The organism is Bacillus sp. jun7 (assembly GCF_051034795.1).
Lineage (GTDB): Bacteria > Bacillota > Bacilli > Bacillales > Bacillaceae > Bacillus > Bacillus velezensis.
The window spans coordinates 169946-190164 of record NZ_CP093219.1 but is presented as its reverse complement, the minus strand read 5'-3'; the positions used below and the strand labels follow the sequence as shown (position 1 = coordinate 190164).

Sequence of the window (20219 nt, the reverse complement as noted above, 5' to 3'; positions counted from 1 at the left end):
GCCTACTTCATTTTTATCGTAAATAGCTCTGTTTGTCCTTTTTTCGCTTCATTTGCGCCTGCAAATTGCAAAGGTTCTGCGGCATCGCCATTCATAATCACCATAGGGATGACGGTGCTGCTTGCTTTTTCTTTTATTAAATCCAGCCGGCACGTTAAAAGCAGATCGCCTGTTTTCACTTTGTCTCCTTCTTTTACATGCGCTTCAAAGCCTTCGCCGTTCATATTGACGGTATCCAAACCGACATGTATCAAAAGTTCCGCTCCGGAAAGGGTGCGGATGCCGACAGCATGTTTTGTATGGAACAGCTGAATCACTTCTCCCTCAACCGGTGAAACAATGTCTCCGTTTGCAGGCTCGACGGCGATCCCGTCCCCCATCATTTTTTGTGAAAATACGGGATCCGGCACTGAAGCCAAATCCATCACCGCTCCGTCAGCCGGAGAAAAAATCACTTCCTCGGCCGGCTTTTTCCGGCTGTCTCCCAATCCGAATAATTTTTTCAGCAATGTGTTGTGCTCCCCTTCCTAAATGTGAATCCGTTACCAGTTTATTCTCCACTATTTAACCATACTTTCTTTTTTCCTTCAATTCTTAACCATACGGCATAACATCGCATAGTCTGTTTGTAAAAAGGCGGTGGTCATATGGATCAATCACAAAACGATAAACTTGATCCGCAAAGAAATGAGGACATCATCAGCCATGCGATGGACCAATTTTTTCACTCAGGTCCCTTCGCAGAATTGATGCAGGGTTTTCAGCACCTTGTCAATTCGGCTTTTACTGAAGCGCAAGTGACGATTGACGTCAGAGAAGAGCCGACGGGCCTCGCGGTTGATATCGGCGTTCCCGAGACGTTCCGTGACGGGGATATGCTGGTGGAAACGAAAGGGTGCTACCTTCACGTTACAATCCGCTACGATCATAAACAGGCTCATTCATCCCACATGTCTTCAAGCATGACAAGAACCGTTGTCCTCCCGTATAAGGTAAGTGAAGAAGATATGGAAACATCCTGGAATGAACAGACGCTTACCCTCTTTTTCCCTAAAAAATAAGCATGAATGATGGATATCATTCATGCTTTTTATTTGAAGATACTGGTGAAGCCTTTCACCAGCGATCCGACCTGATTTACGGCGCTTACCATCTGCCCCGTTGTATCCATCATTTTATTAAAGTCAAACTGTCCGTTCGTTTTTTTAAACTGGGAGAGTATGCCTGAGAATTGGGAAGACTGCTGCTGATTCGGTCTGGGAACGGGGTAAGGATTCACAAACTCCGGCTGGCCCCCGGGCATGCCTGCCTGAGGAAGAGCGGGAGCATACGGCGGCTGTATATGACCGTATTCCTGATTCGGATAAAATTGCTGCGGGTACTGCCCTTGCTGATGATATGGCGGCTGCTGTAATGGCTGTATCTGCTGCGGGTAGAAATATCCCGCCGGCTGCTGGTACATATTTTGATATGGCTGCGCTCTCCATTGCATATGACATTCCCCCTTGTCTCTCACTAAGTTTCTACTATATATGTATGAATTCCGCCTTGGTTATGTGCTTTCGGTGATTCTGATCTTTGTCAAATGCTGTCGAAAGTCTTAATTTTTTAAAAACAGAAAAAAGTCGAATCGTTATGTTAACATAATCTCAACATACATGAGAGGGGATGCACCATTATGAACGTATCATACTTAAGAAAGCGTTTTGCTGAAGTGAAAAAATATGAAACAGATTGTGCAGATAAACTGATGGACTTTGCAAAATTTCTCTATATTCAAGGCCATCTCACCGCAACCGAATTTCGAAACAGTATGAAGGTTCTCGAAGCAAGTGGAGCAGAAAACCCGGCGTATGAATAACATACCCGACCCCTTTATATAAAAGAAGGCAGCCGTTTTCAGCTGCCTTCTTTTTCAATTTCATCCCTTAATATACGAAGCGTATATAAAACAGATTCAGTTAAATCCCTGTATCTTTTTTTATGAATATGATGAACATATGATTGGAGCATCAGCTCCCCGAAATTTTCTGTAACGGCCTGAATTTGTGCGTGATGAACGTATTTCGGACGGTTTTCCTGAATAAACGCAAGCGCTGCTTCTGTCCAAAGCGCGCAAAGCCGGTCTCTTTTTTCAACATCGGGTTTAATCGTCTCAAAAAAATCATATGAACGGCCTGACTCTTTTCCATCCTGATACCTTTTTTCGGCTTCCAGAACCGCCTCTATCATTTGTTCTGTCAGCTCCAATAACGACTGTGTCTGCAAACGGACTCACCTCAGTACATATGGTACCAAAGTTTTTGCACAAAATCAGCTTATCCGGCAGGCTCTCGGCAAATCCTTTTTATGCCGATCAGTCAAAAACAGGTCATCAATACAAACATGAAGCTCCCGCGCCTCTTCCTCAAGACGGGAAAGTTTCTCCTGCCTGATTTCTTCTGCTTCCGCCTGACAGGATCTGACTGCTTGAGTAAGCGTCTTTTCAGCAGCAGAAATCCGGATTTCAATATCAGAAAGCAGACGGAGAATATCAGCCTTGCTCGTGTAAACAGACATTCATGTTCCTCCCTTTTATCACTTGCGTCTCTTTCAAATATAATTCTCGTTTTCATACCGCTCTCCTCTGCACATGACAAAACTAGAAGCAGTTCGGCAAACAAACAGAGATTATCCTAAAAGGCGTGCCTTTCGACAAAAAAGTGCCGCAAACTTTGTATGAACCGGCACGTTAATGCAAACGATACAGTTGAGGAGGTGCCGTATGAAAACGAGACCGAAAAATGCAGGTAAACAGCAAAAAACCGAAGCAAAAACAACTGATACGCTTGATAAAAAATTAGGCGGCCCAAACCGCCCTTCCACGTAACACACCAGCAGCCCGAAACCCCATCGAACGGTTTCGGGCTTTTTCATTTCTTCAGCCACTCTTTAACCGCGAAGAGCGCATGGAGCTCCCGTCTTTTCTGGAAGTACCAGTCCGTCAGTTCAAGCTGTTTCGGCATTTTCTCCTGTAAGAAAGCCCCTTTTCTTAACCTTTTTTGAAACCAATCCGCCCTTTCGCCGTCTAATGAGTGGGCAACAATGGGATAGGTTGTCCTCAGCATGGGTGATGTTCTTTTTTTGATGCCGATCATTTTCTCCATATCAAAGCGTGAACCGGTATGAGGAACGGTATCAAGAAAACGGTAAAAAGAAGCGTGAAGATCAGGGCTGAACAGAAGGCGGGCCAGCTGTTTTCCGAGCGTAATTCTCTCTTCGGTTTTTGAAAACCGTTTGACGGAAATTCCGTATAAATGTCCGTCAAATGAAGGGAATATCACCGTATTAAAGTGAAACCAATCACTTAAATAAAAAGGAATCGTGCCAAAAACATTCTTTTTAAACGAAGGATTTTGTATAATAGGTGCTTGGATAGTGTTTTGTTCATTTATAATAAGAGCATACATGAGCCGTTCCGTATCTCCGTCACGCCAAAAGCGGAACCATTCTTCCTGCATAAAAGCCGAGACGCGGAAATGAGGAAGATGACGGAAAAGAGGTTCGCCGATTTGTTTTGACCACTGGTAGACCAGAAGCTGAGGATAGGCATCAGAAAAAATCAGCCAATTCGCCCTTTCATACGAAAGGAAAAACCAGTTTTTCTGACTGCTGTCAAGGCCCTCCTGATAAAGGACGCCTCTTAAATCAGTCATCGACCAGCCCGCATTGCGGGACACAAAGGATGCCAAAAGCGGCCACTTGATCTCAGGATGGCGGTCATAATATGCTTTATAGGCATTCGTCCGGGAAATATTATCGGCATTTTTTATTTTCGTCTCTTTTTCGATCAGGCGAAGAATGGCGGTTACGGTCTGTCGTTTATGCACGTTCATTCACTTCCGTCACTATTAGTTTGATAAGGAGGATGGAAAAAGTGATTCGGTACCCGAATGGAAAAACTTTTCAGCCGAACAAAACGGTTTCATCCCAAAACAGCCAGAAACGGTCTCATTCATACAGTAATCGCGGCATGACCCTCGAAGACGACCTGAATGAAACGAATAAGTATTATCTGGCTAACCAAATTGCTGTCATTCACAAAAGGCCGACACCCGTCCAGATTGTAAACGTCCACTATCCGAAAAGAAGCGCCGCAGTCATTAAGGAAGCTTATTTTAAACAGTCTTCAACAACTGACTACAACGGCATTTATAAAGGACGCTACATTGATTTCGAGGCAAAAGAAACAAAAAACAAAACGGCATTTCCCCTGCAGAATTTTCATGATCATCAGATTGAGCATATGAAGCAGGTGGTCAGGCAAGACGGCATTTGTTTTGTTATTATATCCGCTTTCGGAAAGGTTTATTTCCTCGAAGCCGACAAGCTGTTTGTCTTTTGGGAGAGAAAGGAGAAGAACGGCAGAAAATCAATTCGCAAAGACGAATTAGAAGATGCTTCCTTTCCGATTTCCCTTGGATACTCACCGAGAATTGATTATATTAGTATTATTGAACAGCTTTATTTTTCGCAGGAACAGTAGACTGAGCGAAAGGTTGATAAACGAAAGGTTGAGATGTTATGTCAGATCAATTTACGAGCCGTGAAGAACGCCGTAAGGCAAGGCAGACGAAAAGCACTAAGCCCTCTTCACCGAAAAAAGGCAAGAAACAGCGTAAAGGCGGTTTATTCAAAAAGATTGTGCTGTCCTTGGTTATTCTGTTTGTCCTTGGCATAGTCGGCGGAGCCGCGGCATTTGCCGTTTTGGTTTCCGGCGCGCCGTCTTTGGATGAAGCCAAGCTGAAAACGCCTTACTCTTCAACGATTTACGATAAAAACGGAAAAGAAATCGCGGAAGTGGGCGGTGAAAAACGAACCTACGTCCCGATTAAGGATATACCCGATGTTGTGAAAGAAGCATTTATCGCAACTGAAGACGCCCGTTTTTATAAGCACCACGGTATAGACCCGATTCGGATCGGAGGCGCTTTGGTCGCCAACTTTACGGATGGGTTCGGTTCAGAGGGAGGAAGCACAATCACCCAGCAGGTTGTGAAAAACTCGCTTTTAACCCATCAGAAAACGATTAAACGGAAAGCACAGGAAGTGTGGCTTTCCCTGCAGCTGGAGCGCCATTATTCTAAAGATGAAATCTTAGAAATGTATTTAAACAGAATTTATTTCTCACCGCGCGCCTACGGCGTCGGAAAAGCGGCTGAAGAATTCTTCGGCGTAAAAGACTTAAGCAAACTTACGGTTGAACAGGCGGCGACGCTTGCCGGAATGCCGCAAAGCCCGACCGGATATAACCCGGTTAAAAACCCGAAGGCTTCCGAAAAACGCCGAAACATCGTTCTCAGCTTAATGGAAAAACAAGGATTCATTTCAAATTCTGAATACCAAAAAGCGAAGAAAGTGTCCATGAAAGATGAAGGCGTCGTCAGCCAAAAGGAATACGATAAAAAGGACACAAATAAATACAGCGCTTTTGTCGAAGAAGTTATGAAAGAAATTGAGACAAAAGAAAAGAAAGACGTCAATATTTCAACTGACGGACTGAAAATTTACACGACTCTTGATACGAAAGCACAAGATTATCTTGATCAATTGATGAACGGAGACACGGCCGGCTTTACCGAAGGCATGCAGGGCGGCGTTACCCTCCTTGATACGACAAACGGAGAAATCCGCGCCATCGGACCGGGACGGAATAGAACTGCAGGCGGGTTTAACTACGCGACAGATACTCAACGCCAGCCAGGTTCGACGATTAAACCGATTCTTGATTACGGGCCTGTCATTGAAAATAAAAAATGGTCGACGTATGAGCAGATTGACGATTCGGCTTACACGTACTCTGACGGCACTCCGATACATGATTGGGACAATAAATACAGAAATATGATATCAATGCGAGAAGCCCTCGCGGATTCACGTAATATTCCTGCTTTAAAAGCATACCAAGCAGCAGGGAAAGATAATGCCGTCGACTTCGCAAATGACTTAGGATTGGGATTAAACAAGGATAGTGTAACGGAATCTTATTCGATCGGCGGTTTTGGAGCTGATAATCCGGGGGTTTCCCCTATGACAATGGCGGGCGCCTACAGCGCTTTCGGAAATAACGGTACGTACAATGAACCGCACGCGGTCACATCGATTGAATTTAATGACGGCACTAAGCTTGATTTAACACCGAAACCGAAAAGTGCTATGAGCGACTACACAGCGTTTATGATTACAGATATGCTCAAATCAGCGGTTCAAACAGGAACAGGTAAGCTGGCTCAGGTGCCGAACGTAGAAGTTGCCGGTAAAACGGGTACGACAAACTTTACTAAAGGTGATATTCAAAAATATAACATTGCTCCAGGCGGAGTTCCGGATTCCTGGTTTGTCGGATACACCCCACAATATACTGCGGCGGTTTGGACTGGTGTAGAATCTGGCAACAAAGCAGGCAAGAAATCACTGTCTTCTGCAGACCAGCAAGTCGCAAAACGTATTTTCCAAAAGCTGATCTCATACGTTGATGACGGTAAAGGAAGCTTCAAGCAGCCTGACAGCGTCGTAAAAGAAACAGTTGAGAAAGGCTCGAATCCTGCCGCTTTAGCCGGACCGAACACGCCGGATGATAAAAAAGTGACGGAGTACTTCGTGAAAGGGACGCAGCCAACTGCCGTTTCTAAAACGTACACGAAAGAAAAAGCCGATAAACCGACAGGATTGCAAGTGAAATACGACAAAGATAAAAAATCATTAACCTTAAGCTGGAATTATGACGGTGATGCAACATTCAATGTCAAACAATCCGTTGACGGCGGAAGCTACAGTGACATTCAAAACAGTTCGGCAAAAGAAGCCGTCGTCTCAGATGTCACGCCAGGCTCCACATACAGCTTCCAGGTGACAGCGGAAAACGATGACGGAAAAAGCGATACGGCATCAGCATCTTTCAAAGTCCCGAAAGATGAAGAAGACGATGCGGATAAAGATAAAGCGACTGACGATGAACAGAAGACTGATGAAGATAAAGATAAGGACAAGACGCAAACCGATGATTCAAACAAAGATGACAATCAGACAGATACGTCTGACGGATCGGATCAAACACCAACTGATGACCCGGATAAAAATCAGGATCAATCCGATAAGGATCAAACAGATAACAACAATCAGAATCAGCCCGGCAACGGGACCGATAACAACGGACAGCAAGATAACGGCTCTGATAATGATTCCGATTCCGGTTCAGACGGCTCAAATAAACCTGACAGCGGTCAAACGGATAAAAACCAAGACTCATCTTCAAATATCAACGGGCAGTCCAATTCGTCAACCATCCAGTCAAATCCCGCTCATTAGCGGACGAAATCCTTCACCCCAAACAGGTGAAGGATTTTTTTCATACAAAAAAAACCTCCTTATAAGAAAAGGAGGTTTTTAACATTTGTTCATGGCTTCATATTTATGATATTGCTTCTTCATCTCCGTCATCAATTCATCCAGCTGAATAAACGAGTGAAATTGAGTCGGTTTTGTTAAAATAAACGCCATTCGCTCCGCCCAATTGATCGGTTCCGCGGGAAAATGCTTTGTTTCAAGCACAGTCCAGTCGAGTGATGTGACCCGCTCCCCTGCCGTCCAATGAAAAGCGGCAATCAGACAGGCAATTCCCTTCAGCATGTCATTTTGATCACATCTCGATTTTCTTGTTTGAAAAACGGGAAGCAGCGTTTCTTTCGTTTCATTCCAAATCTGAAACAGAAACGGGACATATTCGCCCCTTTCCCTCCATGGCTGCACTGTTGGCTGACCGCTGAAATCCATATACAGCGGATGGCGGCGCAGCGCCGCTTTGATCTCGAAGCTTTCCAAGTCCGTAAGGCTGCGCAGGTATGTTTCATAGCCTGCCAGAATGTCAATCGCCGTCACCGTTTCACCAGCCCTTTTTTGTCACGCTTCTGCCCTTCTCTGCATAGCGGAAGCAAAGGACATTCCGCACAGCGGGGAGATTGCGCTTTACAGTGATACCGGCCGAAAAATATTAACCTGTGATGCGTAACAGACCAATCCTCTTTCGGCACTTTTTTCATTAATGTTTTCTCTACTTCCAAAACAGAGTCCTTCCACCGGCAGATGCCGAGCCGTTTAGAGACCCGCTCCACATGAGTGTCTACTGCGATCGCAGGTACGCCGAAAGCAACAGACACGACCACATTTGCCGTTTTCCGTCCGACACCCGGCAGCTTCACAAGCTCATCCCGGTCTATCGGCACTTCTCCGCCGTACTCTTCGATGATCATTTTGCTCAGCTTTTGAATATTTTTGGCTTTATTACGGTACAGACCGATTGATTTAATATCCTGCTGGAGTTCTTCCAGCGATACGGCAAGATAATCTTCGGGCCGTTTATATTTTTGAAATAGCGTTTTTGTCACTCTGTTGACGAGAGCGTCCGTACATTGCGCGGATAATGCGACTGCCACAACCAATTCGAAAGGATTTGAATGGACAAGTTCACATTCTGCGTGCGGAAACATATCGCCGATTTTTTCAAGACAATATTCAATCTGCTTTAAATTTAACACGTTTCTCCCCTTCTCATGTTATTGTTCCAGCCAATTGTAAAAAGGCACCTGCCTCGTATACTCTTTTTGCGGATCATTTTGTTTCGTTTGAATACGCCGGAATTTTTGGCTGTGCGCCTTCGCCTGCTCAACCGTTTTGAAGCCGTTCTTTTTCCATTCAAATAAAATCCGGTCAATATAGCGAAAACTGAGTTTCCCCGATAAAACGGCTTCTTTTAAGGCGTGTTTAATCAGAATCGCATCATGCTGATCCTGATCCTGCCATATGGCCAGCGTCTCGCATTCAAGCGGCGACAGCGGTCTTCCGAACTCTTCTTCAAAGATGGTATACAGGCTTTTTTGTTCTCTTTCTGACGTTCTTTCCTGCGTTTCATTTTGAGAATGCTGCATGTAATCATACAGCTTCGCCCATAACGGCTGCAGAGAATATTTTTCAAACTTTATGCCGTTATGGTCTTCACATTCTTCAATAAACAGAAAACCTTTTTGAATAAACATTCTCAGGCAGCTTGTACATTCTTCAGCAGAGATGGACATACCTGATTGAAGTTCAAACGGCGTCGGAAAATAAGAGCCCTTTTCCAAATGCATTTTAATCTTCAAAAGCAGGATCAATTCGGTTTCATTCAGCCCGAGCTGCCGGTAATGTGTCAGCAGCAGGTTGGGAATGCTTGAAATGCCGAGTTCCTGCATATCTATAAATTGCTGTTTTTTCATCCTTACACCTCTTACTGTAAAAGGTTATCTCCGGGAGCTTTCCCCTTTACTTAGAAAAAGTCTCCCTTGCAGGAGACTTCGTTTTTCATAACTATTACGGATACAGACGGTTCAGAAGTCTCGGGAACGGAATCGTTTCACGCACGTGAGGCGCTCCACTGATCCAAGCCACTGTCCGCTCAAGTCCGAGGCCGAAGCCGGAGTGCGGAACAGAACCGTATTGTCTGAGTTCAGCATACCATTTGTAAGCATCTGAATCCAGACCGTGTTCTTTTAATCTTTCTTCCAATAAATCCATATCATGAACGCGTTCTGAACCGCCGATGATTTCCCCGTAGCCTTCCGGAGCGATTAAGTCGGCACATAACACGACATCGTCACGATCTTTGGCAGGCTGCATATAGAACGGTTTTAATGACGTCGGGTAATGAGTGATAAACACCGGTTTGTCATAGCTTTCTGCGATCGCTGTTTCATGCGGCGCACCGAAGTCATCTCCCCACTCAATATCGTCAAAGCCTTTTTCTTTCAGGAATTCGATCGCTTTATCGTACGTAATGCGCGGGAATGGCGCTTTGATTTGTTCAAGCTTCGATGTGTCTCTTCCCAATGTGTTCAGCTCGATCTTACAATGTTCCAGCACACTTTGTACGATGTATGCAACATAATTCTCCTGAACTTCAAGGTTTTCTTCAAATTCAACAAATGCCATTTCAGGCTCAATCATCCAGAATTCGATGAGATGGCGTTTCGTTTTCGATTTTTCCGCTCTGAACGTCGGTCCGAAAGAGAATACTTTTCCGAGCGCCATTGCAGCTGCTTCCATATACAGCTGGCCGCTTTGAGACAAGAAGGCGTCTTCATCAAAATATTTCGTCGCGAACAGCTCAGTCGTGCCTTCGGGAGCGCTTCCCGTCAAAATCGGCGGATCAACTTTCACGAAGCCTTCTTTGTTGAAAAATTCATAAGTCGCACGGATGATTTCGTTACGGATTTTCATAATTGCATGCTGGCGTTTCGAACGGAGCCATAAATGTCTGTGATCCATTAAGAATTCCGTACCGTGCTCTTTAGGCGTAATCGGATAATCAGTCGCTTCGTGAATGACTTCAATGGATGTAACAGCAAGCTCATAGCCAAGCGGTGAACGCTCGTCCTCTTTCACAATTCCTTTTACATAAAGTGACGTTTCCTGCGTCACTGATTTCGCAATTTGGAAGATGTCTTCTTCTACTTCAGCTTTGACGACAACTCCCTGAATGAAGCCGGTACCGTCTCTCAGCTGTAAAAATGCGATTTTACCGCTTGAGCGTTTATTAGCGACCCAAGCTCCAATCGTTACTTCCTCGCCTGTGTGTTTATACACTTGGTTGATTGTTGTTTTCAAACTCTTTCCCTCCAGAACAAGAAAGACATTCAGGAATCTGCCTGAATCTCTTTTTTCATCACTTTATTATACCCGTTCTACTCTAACGGGGTCAATGCAAGTGAAAAGCGGCTTTAAAAGCCGCTTTTTCAGAATCAGCTGTGTTTTTCCGTAAAGCGGCGGATTCTCTTGACCGCTTCTTCTAAAAGATCGAGTGACGTTGCGTAAGATAAGCGGACGTTGTCCGGTGAACCGAAACCCGAGCCCGGCACGATGGCGACTTTTTCTTCTTCCAGAAGCGCCTTGACGTATTCATCGACATCTTTGAATCCGCAGTTTTCTGCGGCCGCTTTGGCGTTAGGGAACAAGTAAAACGCTCCTTCAGGTTTGACACAGGTGAATCCGGGAATCTCACTGATCTGAGCGTAAATGGTATTCAGTCTGTGCTCAAATGCCTGTCTCATCTCTTCCAGCGGCTCAGCCGGCCCGTTATAGGCCGCAATGGCGCCGTATTGAGCGATGGACGTCGGATTTGATGTGCTGTGGCTTGCAAGGCTCGTCATCGCTTTAATAATCGTCCCCGAACCCGCTGCATAGCCGATCCTCCAGCCCGTCATGCTGTGAGATTTCGAAACACCGTTAATGATGATCGTCTGCTCTTTCAATTCACTTGAAAGCTGTGCGATTGAGACGTGTTTTTTTCCTCCGTATGTAAGCTTCTCATAAATCTCGTCAGAAACGATCAGAATGCCATGCTCCAGACACACTTTTCCGAGTTCCGCAAGCTCTTCTTTCGTATACATAACACCTGTCGGGTTGCTCGGTGAATTGATAATGAGCGCTTTTGTTTTCTCGGTGATAGCCTGCTTCAGCTGCTCCGGTGAAATTTTAAACTGATTGGATTCCAGCCCTTCTGCATAGACGGGACGCCCCCCTGCCAGTTTCACCTGCTCAGGATAGCTGACCCAGTAAGGAGTCGGTATAATCACTTCATCCCCTTCATCGAGAATGACCTGAAATAATGTATACAGAGCGTGTTTCGCTCCGGTGCAGACAATGATTTCTGACGGCTTATATTCAATCCCCTGATCGTTTTTGAATTTTTTTGCGATACTGTCTTTCAAGGCCGGCAGACCGCCTGAAGGCGTATATTTCGTATGGCCTTCATTCATGGAACGCACCGCGGCATCTATAATGTGCTGAGGCGTATTAAAATCCGGTTCTCCTGCTCCGAGGCCGATGACATCATGGCCTTCCGCTTTCAGCTCTTTCGCTTTTGCGGTAATTGCAAGTGTTGCAGACGGTGTTAATGTGGATACTCTTTTTGCCAATTTCAACTTGAACTCCCCCTAATACGTCTCACGGTGTAATGTTTTTGAGAATCTTGCCGCTTGTAAAGTCCACATAGCTAAAGCTATACTGTCCGCTTTTGTTGATATAGGTCACTTCCCATAACGGAACATTGTTTTCTCTCGCCGGGTGAACGCCATTCAGCTTGGAAACAAGCCCTTCGTCCCGAACGATCTTGGCAGCCTTGCCGCTTGAAATGCCGTCACTGGCTTTTTTCGAGAGAATTTTTGCTTTTTTGTCGGCCGGAACCCATACATACATATCTTTTCCATGTTTATCCATTCCGGTAACAACATAATATTTCTGTTTGCCGACAAAGGTCTCCACTTTCTCAGCATCTGTCAGATTCGTTTTTTCTTTAGCGGCTGCGGCAGCTGTTTCGTGGCCTTCTTCTTTTTGAGCCATTGCAGATTTAAAAATGCTGGCCGAAAATAAAAGAACTGCTAACAAAATAATACCAAATACGGCTGTAAATATTAATGCTTTTTTTCTCATCTCTTTCACCTATGTGCGATAAATGGTGAAGACCGCTTCATTTTGATTTTCTTCGTCGAGCGCAAGGCCGAACATCAGGTTGTCCCGTTTCAAAGTCCGGTTTAATGTATCGACGATTTTATATAAATCATCTGAATGCTCCACATTAATCGTTGACAGAATTTCAATTTTGCTTTCCATTTTTATACCCTCCATCGGTCGAACAAATTTTGTTAGTCATAACGGGATGCGCCCGCGGCATAATAAAATCACAAGGCGGCATGAACCCGCTTTTACTATAAAAACAATTCCTCATCCCACACCACGAAAGCCGCGTTTATGCGGCTTTTATTCCGTTTGGCTGACATAAGCCCCGAGTTCGGCATCCGTCAGCTCCAATAGGGATGAAGTCGGGAGCGCTTCAAGAAACAGCCGTCCGTATCCCGCCGTCTTTACACGCTGATCTAAAAGAACGATCGTTCCCTTGTCTCCCGCCGTACGGAGCAGGCGCCCGATCCCCTGTCTGAACGTTAACACGGCCTCAGGCAGGGAAATCATCTGAAAGGGATTTTTCCCCTGCTTCTTGGCAAATTCGCATTTTGCGGCGTGAAGCGGATTATCAGGCGCCCTGAAAGGAAGTCTTGCGATCATGACGGTTGACAATTCATCCCCCGGAAAATCAACGCCTTCCCAGAAATGATTCGTCCCGAGCAAAATCGCCCGGCTTGCCGTTTTAAAGGTTTTCATTAATTTACCGGGACTCCCGCCTGAAATACCTTGGGCGAGAAGCTGAATGCCTGAGATCTCCATACTGAGTTTCAGTTCCTGATACACTTTTTTCAGCATATCATGAGACGTAAACAGGACAAGGATCTTCGGCTGTTTTCCCTTTGACATGATTTCTGCATACTTGGCAATATGCTCAATGACTTCCCGCTCCCCGTCATATTTAACGGATTTCATCTCTTTCGGAATGATGACGTTCATTTGATCATCGTAAGAAAAAGGAGACGGGATGCTTTTGGTGCGCGGATAAAAATCCGCAAGTCCGAGCCTTTCAATCATAAATTGAAAAGACTGCTCCACCATTAAGGTCGCTGATGTGAGCACAACGCTTTTTTTGCGGGCGAAAAACTGGTCTGCCAGCATTTCACCGGGCTCCAAAGGCTGCGCATAGATGCTGACGGCATTTTTTGCGCCCTTCGCATCAATTTCAACCCAAACGGCTTCTTTCTCATCATTTTCAAACAGCAGCCTGCTGAACGTATCGCGATATTCTTTCAGCCCCCTGATACACTTTACATATTCGCCCGCTAAAAAAGCCGCTCCGCTTTTCATCTGATCAAGCTTTTGATGTAACAGTTTCTCCTGTACGGAAAACATGTCAAGCAGCTGATCCAGCATCGCACAAAGCCGCTCCGCTCCGTCCGTTATCATGTGAAACCCCTTATCCTGGCTTTTATGATTGAGACTATAGACGAGACGGTTCAGATCGTCTTTAGGTTTTCTTCGTTTGACAAAAGAATGCACTGAACTGAAAAATGCGTCGCTTTCCGATTGAATATGCTTCATCCACTCATCGGCGTCAAAAAAACTTTCCGCCGGCAGTTCATACGTATAAAACAGTTTTCTCATCCGCTTTAACAGTCCGTGTTCCTTTAAGGTTCCGATTCGGCTGAGCTTTGTGTGCAGTCCGATGTATGAAGCTCTCTTCCCCAGGTGCTCGCTGGCGGCGCGTTCGAAATGATGCGCTTCATCAATGATGACCGTTCCGCTTGCAGGCAGTTTTTTCGTTTCACTGCTTTGATCTGAAAACAGCAAAGCATGGTTTGTGATAATCAGATCTGCGGCCTGCGCTTTTTCTTTAGCCCGTTCATAAAACCCCGCAGCCGAGTCCTTCCCTTTTTTCATAAAAGAATTCTCATCGTAAGCCATGCGCTCCCACAGCAATCTGCCGCCTGATGGAAGATTCAGCTCAGCGGCGTCGCCCGTTTCAGTCTCCGTCAGCCAGACGAGAAGCTGCGCTTTCGTCAAAACCGCATCATAGTTGTCATCTTCCTCATGCAGAATATGTTCAAACTTCGGCAGGCACAGATAATGTGATTTCCCTTTTAAAATAGCGGCTTTGACCGGCCAAGGAAACATACGCTCCAAAAGCGGAAGATCTTTAGACATGATCTGCTGCTGCAAAAGAGTAGAGTACGTGCTGATAATGACGGGAGTTTGTTCCGCTTTGGCAAATAAAACAGCCGGAACGAGATAACCGATCGTTTTTCCGATGCCGGGCGCCGCTTCAATCAGCGCATGCTCCCGATTGCGGAAGGCGCCAAGCACTTCATCCATCATCGTAAGCTGTCCTTTCCGCTTTTCATAGCGGGGGATGATGCCGGACAAGATCTGTTCTTTTTCTTCGTTCCACTTTTCAAGGTCAATGGCCGCATTCACCGGACGGGAAACCGGAATTTGATCGGGCTCTTTAATTGAAAAAGAGGCGTATGGAATGCAGCTCTTTTCTTCCGCCGGCCTGCTTTCATGTATAAAGGAATCCAAAAGCAGCGTCAAATCGCTGATAAAATGCTGTGAAAGCCTTCTAAGCTGCTTTAACGTCGGTAAAGGCAAATGTTTCAGTTTATGTAAAATGTCTAAAAAGACCAGTCCCGTAACCTCCGCATCGCTGTCTGCGCGGTGAGGGCGGTCATGAACAATATTCAGCTCTGCGCACAACTCACCGAGCTTATATCCTTCAAACCCCGGGAAAACAATACGCGAAAGCTCAACCGTATCAAGCACTTCACAATCCGGCAGCTCATAGCCCGCTTCGCTCAGTTCATGTCGGACAAATCCGAGGTCGAAATGAATATTGTGGGCAACAAAATACGCGCCGTCAAGCAGATGAAAAATCTCCTCTGCGACCGCTTCAAACGGCAGTTCATTTTCAACCATTCCGGACGAAATTCCGGTCAGCTGTTCAATAAACGGCGGGATGGCCTGATTCGGATTGATATATTTTGAAAACCGCTCAGTTATTTGTCCATTTTCAATGACAACCGCTGCGATTTGAATGATTTTATCGCCCTTTTTCGGCGAATTTCCTGTTGTTTCGACATCTATGACAACGAACCGTTGTTTGTTCATTAAAATGGACACCTCAATTCTTGCATACGAGAAAAGTGTAACACGTTTTGTTGAGAAATGGAGCGGAAAAACAGCTTTTGCCCCTAAATCTTAAAAGAAAACCCCCATGAAGGGGGCTCTTTTACAAAATCGTGTGTGCCGGTTCCTGGCCCAGCATCTGCTCGATTTTATTCTGATCATCCAGAACGGCCACCTTCGGCTGATGGCTTTTTGCTTCCTGATCAGACATCATTTGATAAGAAATAATAATGACTTTATCTCCTTCTTGGACGAGACGGGCGGCAGCTCCGTTTAAACAGATGACGCCGCTCCCCCGCTTACCGGGAATAATATACGTTTCAAGTCTCGCTCCGTTGTTATTATTCACAATCTGAACTTTTTCATTAGCGAGCATTCCGACGGCATCTAAAAGATCTTCATCAATCGTGATGCTGCCGACATAGTTTAAATTGGCTTCCGTCACGGTAGCGCGGTGCAGTTTTCCGGCCATCATAGTGCGGTACATATTATGATCTCTCCCATTCATCAATATCAATAATGATATTATCAATCAGTCTGGCTTTAGAAAATTGGACGGCGCAGGCCAGAATGACCTTGCCGTTTAATGTTTTAAGCGGAGTCAGCTCCGGATAAGCGTACAGTTCGGCATAATCAATGACGCCGCTTGTGTTTTCGATGATACCGGTGACGGTTTTTATAACGGTTTCCGGATTTCTTTCACCGTCTCTGATCAGTTCGGCACCTTGCTGCAATGCTTTATAGATCATCGGCGCTTCTTTGCGTTCCTGCTCAGTCAGATAGACGTTGCGAGAGCTTTTGGCAAGTCCGTCTTCTTCTCTGACCGTGTCCACTGCAACCAATTCGATATCCATAAAGAAATCCTCAATCAATCCGTCCACAACCGCTGCCTGCTGGGCATCTTTCAGGCCGAAGTAGGCGCGGGTCGGTTTAACGAGATTGAAAAACTTCGTCAGCACAGTGGCCACTCCGTCAAAATGGCCGACGCGGGAGGCGCCGCACAACACGTCAGTTCTCCTTTTCACTTGCACGGCAACATTTTGCTCGCCTTTATACATGTCACTTGGAGACGGCGTAAACAAAACATCTGCTCCCGCCTGTTCTGCAAGCCGGGCATCGCGCTTTAAATCTCGCGGATATGCTTCGTAATCCTCGCCCGGTCCGAATTGAGTCGGATTGACAAAGATGCTCATCACGACAATATCGTTTTCTTTGTTTGCTTTTTCAACCAGCGTCAGGTGTCCTTCATGAAGAAAACCCATTGTCGGGACGAATCCGATCGTCCGGCCTTCTGAGCGGTATTGTGCAATTAATTCTTTCAGCTGTTGAGTTTCTGTCAGTTGTTTCATCGCTTACTTTCCTCCGTACAAGCCTTGCAGCACAGTTTGGTTTATCTGAAAGGAATGCTTTTCTTCCGGGAAAACCCGTTCTTTCACATCACGGACATAATCGCTGAGGGCCGACTCAATCGTGCCGTCGATTTTGGCGTATTGCTTCACGAACTTCGGTGTTCTGTCCACGCCGTGGCCGACGACGTCATGATAGACAAGGACTTGGCCGTCCGCTTTTGAACCGGCTCCGATTCCGATAACGGGAATGGATACTTCTTCTATTATTTTAGCAGTCAGTTCAGCAGGCACACATTCAAGCACGAGCATCATCGCTCCCGCCTGCTCGCATTTGATGCTGTCTTCAATGAGCTTTTTCGCGCTTTGCTCATCTTTTCCCTGCACTTTATATCCGCCTAATACGCCGACAGACTGCGGTGTGAGGCCTAAATGGCTGACGACGGGAATTCCGCCGAGAGTCAGCGCGCGGATGGATTCGAAAACGCCGTCTCCGCCTTCCAGCTTTAACGCGTCCGCGCCGCTTTCCTGAATAATGGCCGCGGCGTTTTTCAATGTATCCTCTTTTGAAAGGTGGTAAGACATAAACGGCATGTCAGTTACGATAAACGTATTTTTCGCACCGCGTTTTACCGCTTTTGTATGGTGAATCATGTCACTGACCGTTACGCCGACGGTTGAATCGAGTCCGAGCACGACCATTCCGAGCGAATCCCCGACTAAAATCATGTCGACTCCCGCCTGTTCCGCAAGCTTTGCCTGCGGATAATCGTAAGCGGTCAGCATCACGATCGGCTCTCCGTTTTCCTTCATTTTCATGAAATCCAGTTTTGTTTTCATTCTGTTTCTCCTCCTCTAAACGGTGAGGAGATGAGCCGCCAATTCTTCGCAAGCAAAAAAGCCTTCTGTAAAATAAGAAGGATTCCCACTTGTTTAACGTTCGGCGAATGTCATCCCTCTGTCCCAGTCCTTTTTGGATCAAGGCAGACTTTTCGTAATCTCTGTTCTGCTGATCAGGTGCAGTTCATTATGATACTGCCCATAGGAAGTATACCAAATTCACGAGGCTTGTACCAACTAAGATTAATTGAGCTCAATATCGGCAGAATAGATCTTCTTTATACCGTCTCTCGTTTCCAAAAGAAGAACTCCCTCATCATCAATGCCGAGCGATTTCCCGTAAAACGTTCCTTGCAGCGTTCTCGCTCTGAGCTCGTTCCCCAGTCCGACCGCATAGCTTTCCCATAGCAGCTTGATCGGTATAAAGCCGTGGTTCAAGTAATCCTGATAGCGTTTTTCAAAAGTCAGCAGAATCTCTTGTATCAGACCCGCTCTGTCAATTTTTTCGCCGGCTTCCATGCTCAGGCTCGTCGCAATGTCCTGAAGCTCGACGGGAAAATCGGTTTCCTGCTGGTTCACGTTGATGCCGATCCCGAGAATAACCGAACGGACACGGTCTTCTTCCGCCTGCAGCTCAGTTAAAATCCCGACAGCTTTTTTGCCGTGAATCATTAAATCATTCGGCCATTTAATGGCGGCCTGTACACCTGTAAAAGCCTCGATGGCCTGTACGACCGCAACGGCGGATAACAGGGTGAGCTGCGGCGTTTTTTGCAAAGGAACGTCGGGTCTCAGAATGAGGCTCATCCAAATCCCATTTCCCTCCTGTGAATGCCATACTCTGGCCATTCTTCCTCTGCCTGCCGTTTGTTTATCGGCCACTACGAGCGTCCCTTCCGGCGCGCCGTCATTGGCAAGTTCATGAGCGGTTTTTTGGGTGGACGGCAGGACGTCCCGGTAATGAAGCTGTTTGCCCAAAACCTCTGTTTTCAGCCCGAAACGGATTTCGGATTCACTGAGTTTCCCCGGTTTTTTAATGAGCCTGTACCCTTTTCGTCTGACCGCCTCAACCTCATAGCCCTCTTTGCGGAGCTCCTCTATATGTTTCCAAACGGCGGTTCTCGAGCAGCCGAGCGCGTCACTTATTTTCTGCCCGGAGATAAAGCCGTCACCCGCCTCAGAAAATAAATCAATTAATCGGGTTCTTAATGTAGATCCCATGATGCGAGCCACTCCTTTATGTCATGTTTTCGGTTAGGAAGCTTCCCTGCCAATACCGCTTCTTCAATCCGGCGAAGTTCTTCGGCCACCCATTTACCCGCGCGGCGGTTTCTGAGCTCCATCAGATCAGCGCCTGAAATGTCGAGGTCTCGAAGGCTTTTGATCGGCAGCTGCTCATACAGGCTCTGAACCTCTTTCAGCTTTTGTTCATCAATCGTCTTATGCTGTTTCAGCATCCCGATTTTAACGGCTGAAAACAGCGCCTCTCCTGCCCGGTACATCGCTTCTGCTTCCAGCTGCGCCGGATAAACGCTTATGATCTGCACCGCTTTTTTTATGACTTTTCCCGGCAGTTTCCATTGTTTTAAAAACGCCTCGGCGCTTTTCGGACAAAGACCGAGAAACAATAACAGCGCTGCCCAGCGTTCTTCGCGTGCATCTAAAGAAGAAAACGGAAAGCCGCTTGCTTCAAGCATTTGCTGCTCATAACCGGAAAGGCCGGGCAGCTCTTGTATCAGACCTGTCTGCACCATCGTTTGAATCGCTTCTTGTGAGAAAGCGCCCTGCATCAGCTTTTCAAACTCGACGGTCTTTCGTTCTACTGATACATGTGCCATAAGCTCCCTGTCTTTTATGACGGCCTCTCTTGTATCTTTTTCTAACAGAAAGCCGAGCTGACTCATAAAGCGGACGGCTCTCATCATCCGCAGAGCGTCTTCCCGAAAACGGTCTTCAGGGTTACCCACCGTACGGATCAGCTTTTGTCCGATATCATGTGCGCCTCCGAAATAATCAAGCAGCTCTCCTTCGGCAGACATCGCCATCGCATTAATCGTTAAGTCTCTCCGCTTTAAGTCTTCTGATAAAGAAGTAATGAACCGCACAGCTTCAGGGCGCCGGTAGTCCTTATATTCTGATTCGGCACGAAAAGTGGTGACTTCATAGGTTTCATCTTCCCACAGGACGATGACGGTGCCGTGCTCTTTTCCTACATCGACAGTCCGCTTAAAGAGACGCTCCACCTCATTCGGCAAAGCGCTGGTTGCGATGTCCACATCACCTATTTTTCGTTTCATATAGCTGTCTCTGACGGCTCCCCCGACAAAGTACGCCTGATGGCCCGCCTTCATCAGATGATGAAGGATGGGGAGGGCTTTGACAAATTCCTGTTCCATAAGA

At 46.2% G+C, this 20219-nt stretch carries 23 protein-coding genes; 5 read left to right on the top strand and 18 right to left on the bottom strand.

Annotated features, from left to right (window positions below; all coding sequences use genetic code 11):
- Positions 1-2: 2 nt before the first annotated feature.
- Positions 3-509, bottom strand: a complete 507-nt coding sequence (locus MJQ52_RS00840) for a PTS sugar transporter subunit IIA (protein WP_012117833.1) — start codon at positions 507-509, stop codon at positions 3-5.
- A 138-nt stretch (positions 510-647) separates the two neighbouring features.
- Here MJQ52_RS00840 and MJQ52_RS00835 point away from each other — a divergent pair, with 138 nt between their 5' ends.
- Entirely contained in the window at positions 648-1061 is a 414-nt protein-coding gene (locus tag MJQ52_RS00835; protein WP_076851379.1) for a hypothetical protein, read from the top strand.
- A gap of 29 nt (positions 1062-1090) precedes the next feature.
- Here MJQ52_RS00835 and MJQ52_RS00830 read toward each other — a convergent pair whose 3' ends face one another.
- Positions 1091-1492 carry a YppG family protein gene (locus MJQ52_RS00830; RefSeq protein WP_094247839.1) on the bottom strand — a complete coding sequence of 134 codons (402 nt, stop codon included), beginning with the start codon at positions 1490-1492 and terminating at the stop codon, positions 1091-1093.
- 186 nt (positions 1493-1678) lie between these two features.
- Here MJQ52_RS00830 and MJQ52_RS00825 point away from each other — a divergent pair, with 186 nt between their 5' ends.
- A complete protein-coding gene (locus tag MJQ52_RS00825) occupies positions 1679-1861 on the top strand; it encodes a YppF family protein (protein ID WP_003153532.1) in 183 nt (60 codons plus the stop codon).
- Between the two features lie 38 nt (positions 1862-1899).
- On the opposite strand, the gene MJQ52_RS00820 is transcribed toward MJQ52_RS00825, so the two are convergent.
- Entirely contained in the window at positions 1900-2268 is a 369-nt protein-coding gene (locus MJQ52_RS00820; RefSeq protein ID WP_003153529.1) for a YppE family protein, read from the bottom strand.
- Between the two features lie 45 nt (positions 2269-2313).
- A complete protein-coding gene (locus MJQ52_RS00815; RefSeq protein ID WP_094247838.1) occupies positions 2314-2559 on the bottom strand; it encodes a DUF5446 family protein in 246 nt (81 codons plus the stop codon).
- A gap of 205 nt (positions 2560-2764) precedes the next feature.
- Between MJQ52_RS00815 and sspM the strand changes: the two genes are divergently transcribed.
- Positions 2765-2869 carry an acid-soluble spore protein SspM gene (sspM, locus tag MJQ52_RS00810; RefSeq protein ID WP_003153525.1) on the top strand — a complete coding sequence of 35 codons (105 nt, stop codon included), beginning with the start codon at positions 2765-2767 and terminating at the stop codon, positions 2867-2869.
- Between the two features lie 43 nt (positions 2870-2912).
- Here the strand turns inward: sspM and MJQ52_RS00805 are convergent, their stop codons facing one another.
- Positions 2913-3875: a DUF2515 domain-containing protein gene (locus MJQ52_RS00805; RefSeq protein ID WP_032861546.1), complete on the bottom strand. Its 963-nt coding sequence runs from the start codon at positions 3873-3875 to the stop codon at positions 2913-2915.
- 41 nt (positions 3876-3916) lie between these two features.
- On the opposite strand from MJQ52_RS00805, the gene recU reads away from it, so the two are divergent.
- Positions 3917-4525, top strand: coding sequence for a Holliday junction resolvase RecU (gene recU, locus MJQ52_RS00800; RefSeq protein ID WP_094247938.1), 609 nt, complete (start codon positions 3917-3919; stop codon positions 4523-4525).
- 38 nt (positions 4526-4563) lie between these two features.
- The gene (locus MJQ52_RS00795) at positions 4564-7347 is read left to right on the top strand and encodes a PBP1A family penicillin-binding protein (RefSeq protein ID WP_070082018.1); all 2784 of its coding nucleotides are present in this window, start codon (positions 4564-4566) and stop codon (positions 7345-7347) included.
- A 78-nt stretch (positions 7348-7425) separates the two neighbouring features.
- Here MJQ52_RS00795 and MJQ52_RS00790 read toward each other — a convergent pair whose 3' ends face one another.
- The 13 genes from MJQ52_RS00790 to MJQ52_RS00730 all read right to left on the bottom strand — a co-directional run bounded on the left by MJQ52_RS00790 (position 7426) and on the right by MJQ52_RS00730 (position 20215).
- Positions 7426-7917 carry a YpoC family protein gene (locus MJQ52_RS00790; RefSeq protein WP_046559838.1) on the bottom strand — a complete coding sequence of 164 codons (492 nt, stop codon included), beginning with the start codon at positions 7915-7917 and terminating at the stop codon, positions 7426-7428.
- Positions 7914-8573, bottom strand: coding sequence for an endonuclease III (nth, locus tag MJQ52_RS00785; RefSeq protein WP_094247837.1), 660 nt, complete (start codon positions 8571-8573; stop codon positions 7914-7916). Before nth ends, MJQ52_RS00790 begins: the two co-directional genes overlap by 4 nt.
- Before the next feature lie 18 nt (positions 8574-8591).
- On the bottom strand, positions 8592-9290 hold the full coding sequence (gene dnaD / locus MJQ52_RS00780; protein WP_094247836.1) for a DNA replication protein DnaD: 699 nt from the start codon (positions 9288-9290) through the stop codon (positions 8592-8594).
- Positions 9291-9384: 94 nt separating this feature from the next.
- Positions 9385-10677 carry an asparagine--tRNA ligase gene (gene asnS, locus MJQ52_RS00775; protein ID WP_003153515.1) on the bottom strand — a complete coding sequence of 431 codons (1293 nt, stop codon included), beginning with the start codon at positions 10675-10677 and terminating at the stop codon, positions 9385-9387.
- Positions 10678-10811: 134 nt separating this feature from the next.
- The gene (locus MJQ52_RS00770; protein ID WP_094247835.1) at positions 10812-11993 is read right to left on the bottom strand and encodes a pyridoxal phosphate-dependent aminotransferase; all 1182 of its coding nucleotides are present in this window, start codon (positions 11991-11993) and stop codon (positions 10812-10814) included.
- 22 nt (positions 11994-12015) lie between these two features.
- The gene (gene tseB, locus MJQ52_RS00765) at positions 12016-12501 is read right to left on the bottom strand and encodes a cell wall elongation/penicillin-binding protein regulator TseB (protein ID WP_094247834.1); all 486 of its coding nucleotides are present in this window, start codon (positions 12499-12501) and stop codon (positions 12016-12018) included.
- Positions 12502-12510: 9 nt separating this feature from the next.
- Positions 12511-12681 (bottom strand): YpmA family protein, encoded by a 171-nt coding sequence (locus MJQ52_RS00760; protein ID WP_003153512.1) that lies wholly within the window; start codon positions 12679-12681, stop codon positions 12511-12513.
- A gap of 147 nt (positions 12682-12828) precedes the next feature.
- A complete protein-coding gene (dinG, locus tag MJQ52_RS00755; RefSeq protein WP_094247833.1) occupies positions 12829-15615 on the bottom strand; it encodes an ATP-dependent DNA helicase DinG in 2787 nt (928 codons plus the stop codon).
- Between the two features lie 121 nt (positions 15616-15736).
- Positions 15737-16120 carry an aspartate 1-decarboxylase gene (gene panD, locus MJQ52_RS00750; protein ID WP_003153510.1) on the bottom strand — a complete coding sequence of 128 codons (384 nt, stop codon included), beginning with the start codon at positions 16118-16120 and terminating at the stop codon, positions 15737-15739.
- Between the two features lies 1 nt (position 16121).
- On the bottom strand, positions 16122-16982 hold the full coding sequence (gene panC / locus MJQ52_RS00745; protein WP_058906142.1) for a pantoate--beta-alanine ligase: 861 nt from the start codon (positions 16980-16982) through the stop codon (positions 16122-16124).
- Positions 16983-16985: 3 nt separating this feature from the next.
- Positions 16986-17819: a 3-methyl-2-oxobutanoate hydroxymethyltransferase gene (gene panB, locus MJQ52_RS00740; RefSeq protein ID WP_070082024.1), complete on the bottom strand. Its 834-nt coding sequence runs from the start codon at positions 17817-17819 to the stop codon at positions 16986-16988.
- Positions 17820-18062: 243 nt separating this feature from the next.
- Positions 18063-19040, bottom strand: coding sequence for a biotin--[acetyl-CoA-carboxylase] ligase (locus tag MJQ52_RS00735; RefSeq protein WP_094247832.1), 978 nt, complete (start codon positions 19038-19040; stop codon positions 18063-18065).
- Positions 19025-20215 carry a CCA tRNA nucleotidyltransferase gene (locus MJQ52_RS00730; protein WP_094247831.1) on the bottom strand — a complete coding sequence of 397 codons (1191 nt, stop codon included), beginning with the start codon at positions 20213-20215 and terminating at the stop codon, positions 19025-19027. Before MJQ52_RS00730 ends, MJQ52_RS00735 begins: the two co-directional genes overlap by 16 nt.
- Between the last annotated feature and the right edge of the window lie 4 nt (positions 20216-20219).

Coding starts and splice junctions, on each gene's coding strand:
- MJQ52_RS00835 (WP_076851379.1), top strand. CDS start 648: ATGGATCAATCACAAAACGATAAACTTGATCCGCAAAGAAATGAGGAC.
- MJQ52_RS00830 (WP_094247839.1), bottom strand. CDS start 1,492: ATGCAATGGAGAGCGCAGCCATATCAAAATATGTACCAGCAGCCGGCG.
- MJQ52_RS00825 (WP_003153532.1), top strand. CDS start 1,679: ATGAACGTATCATACTTAAGAAAGCGTTTTGCTGAAGTGAAAAAATAT.
- MJQ52_RS00815 (WP_094247838.1), bottom strand. CDS start 2,559: ATGTCTGTTTACACGAGCAAGGCTGATATTCTCCGTCTGCTTTCTGAT.
- sspM (WP_003153525.1), top strand. CDS start 2,765: ATGAAAACGAGACCGAAAAATGCAGGTAAACAGCAAAAAACCGAAGCA.
- MJQ52_RS00805 (WP_032861546.1), bottom strand. CDS start 3,875: ATGAACGTGCATAAACGACAGACCGTAACCGCCATTCTTCGCCTGATC.
- MJQ52_RS00795 (WP_070082018.1), top strand. CDS start 4,564: ATGTCAGATCAATTTACGAGCCGTGAAGAACGCCGTAAGGCAAGGCAG.
- dnaD (WP_094247836.1), bottom strand. CDS start 9,290: ATGAAAAAACAGCAATTTATAGATATGCAGGAACTCGGCATTTCAAGC.
- tseB (WP_094247834.1), bottom strand. CDS start 12,501: ATGAGAAAAAAAGCATTAATATTTACAGCCGTATTTGGTATTATTTTG.
- MJQ52_RS00760 (WP_003153512.1), bottom strand. CDS start 12,681: ATGGAAAGCAAAATTGAAATTCTGTCAACGATTAATGTGGAGCATTCA.
- dinG (WP_094247833.1), bottom strand. CDS start 15,615: ATGAACAAACAACGGTTCGTTGTCATAGATGTCGAAACAACAGGAAAT.
- panD (WP_003153510.1), bottom strand. CDS start 16,120: ATGTACCGCACTATGATGGCCGGAAAACTGCACCGCGCTACCGTGACG.
- panC (WP_058906142.1), bottom strand. CDS start 16,982: ATGAAACAACTGACAGAAACTCAACAGCTGAAAGAATTAATTGCACAA.
- panB (WP_070082024.1), bottom strand. CDS start 17,819: ATGAAAACAAAACTGGATTTCATGAAAATGAAGGAAAACGGAGAGCCG.
- MJQ52_RS00735 (WP_094247832.1), bottom strand. CDS start 19,040: ATGGGATCTACATTAAGAACCCGATTAATTGATTTATTTTCTGAGGCG.
- MJQ52_RS00730 (WP_094247831.1), bottom strand. CDS start 20,215: ATGGAACAGGAATTTGTCAAAGCCCTCCCCATCCTTCATCATCTGATG.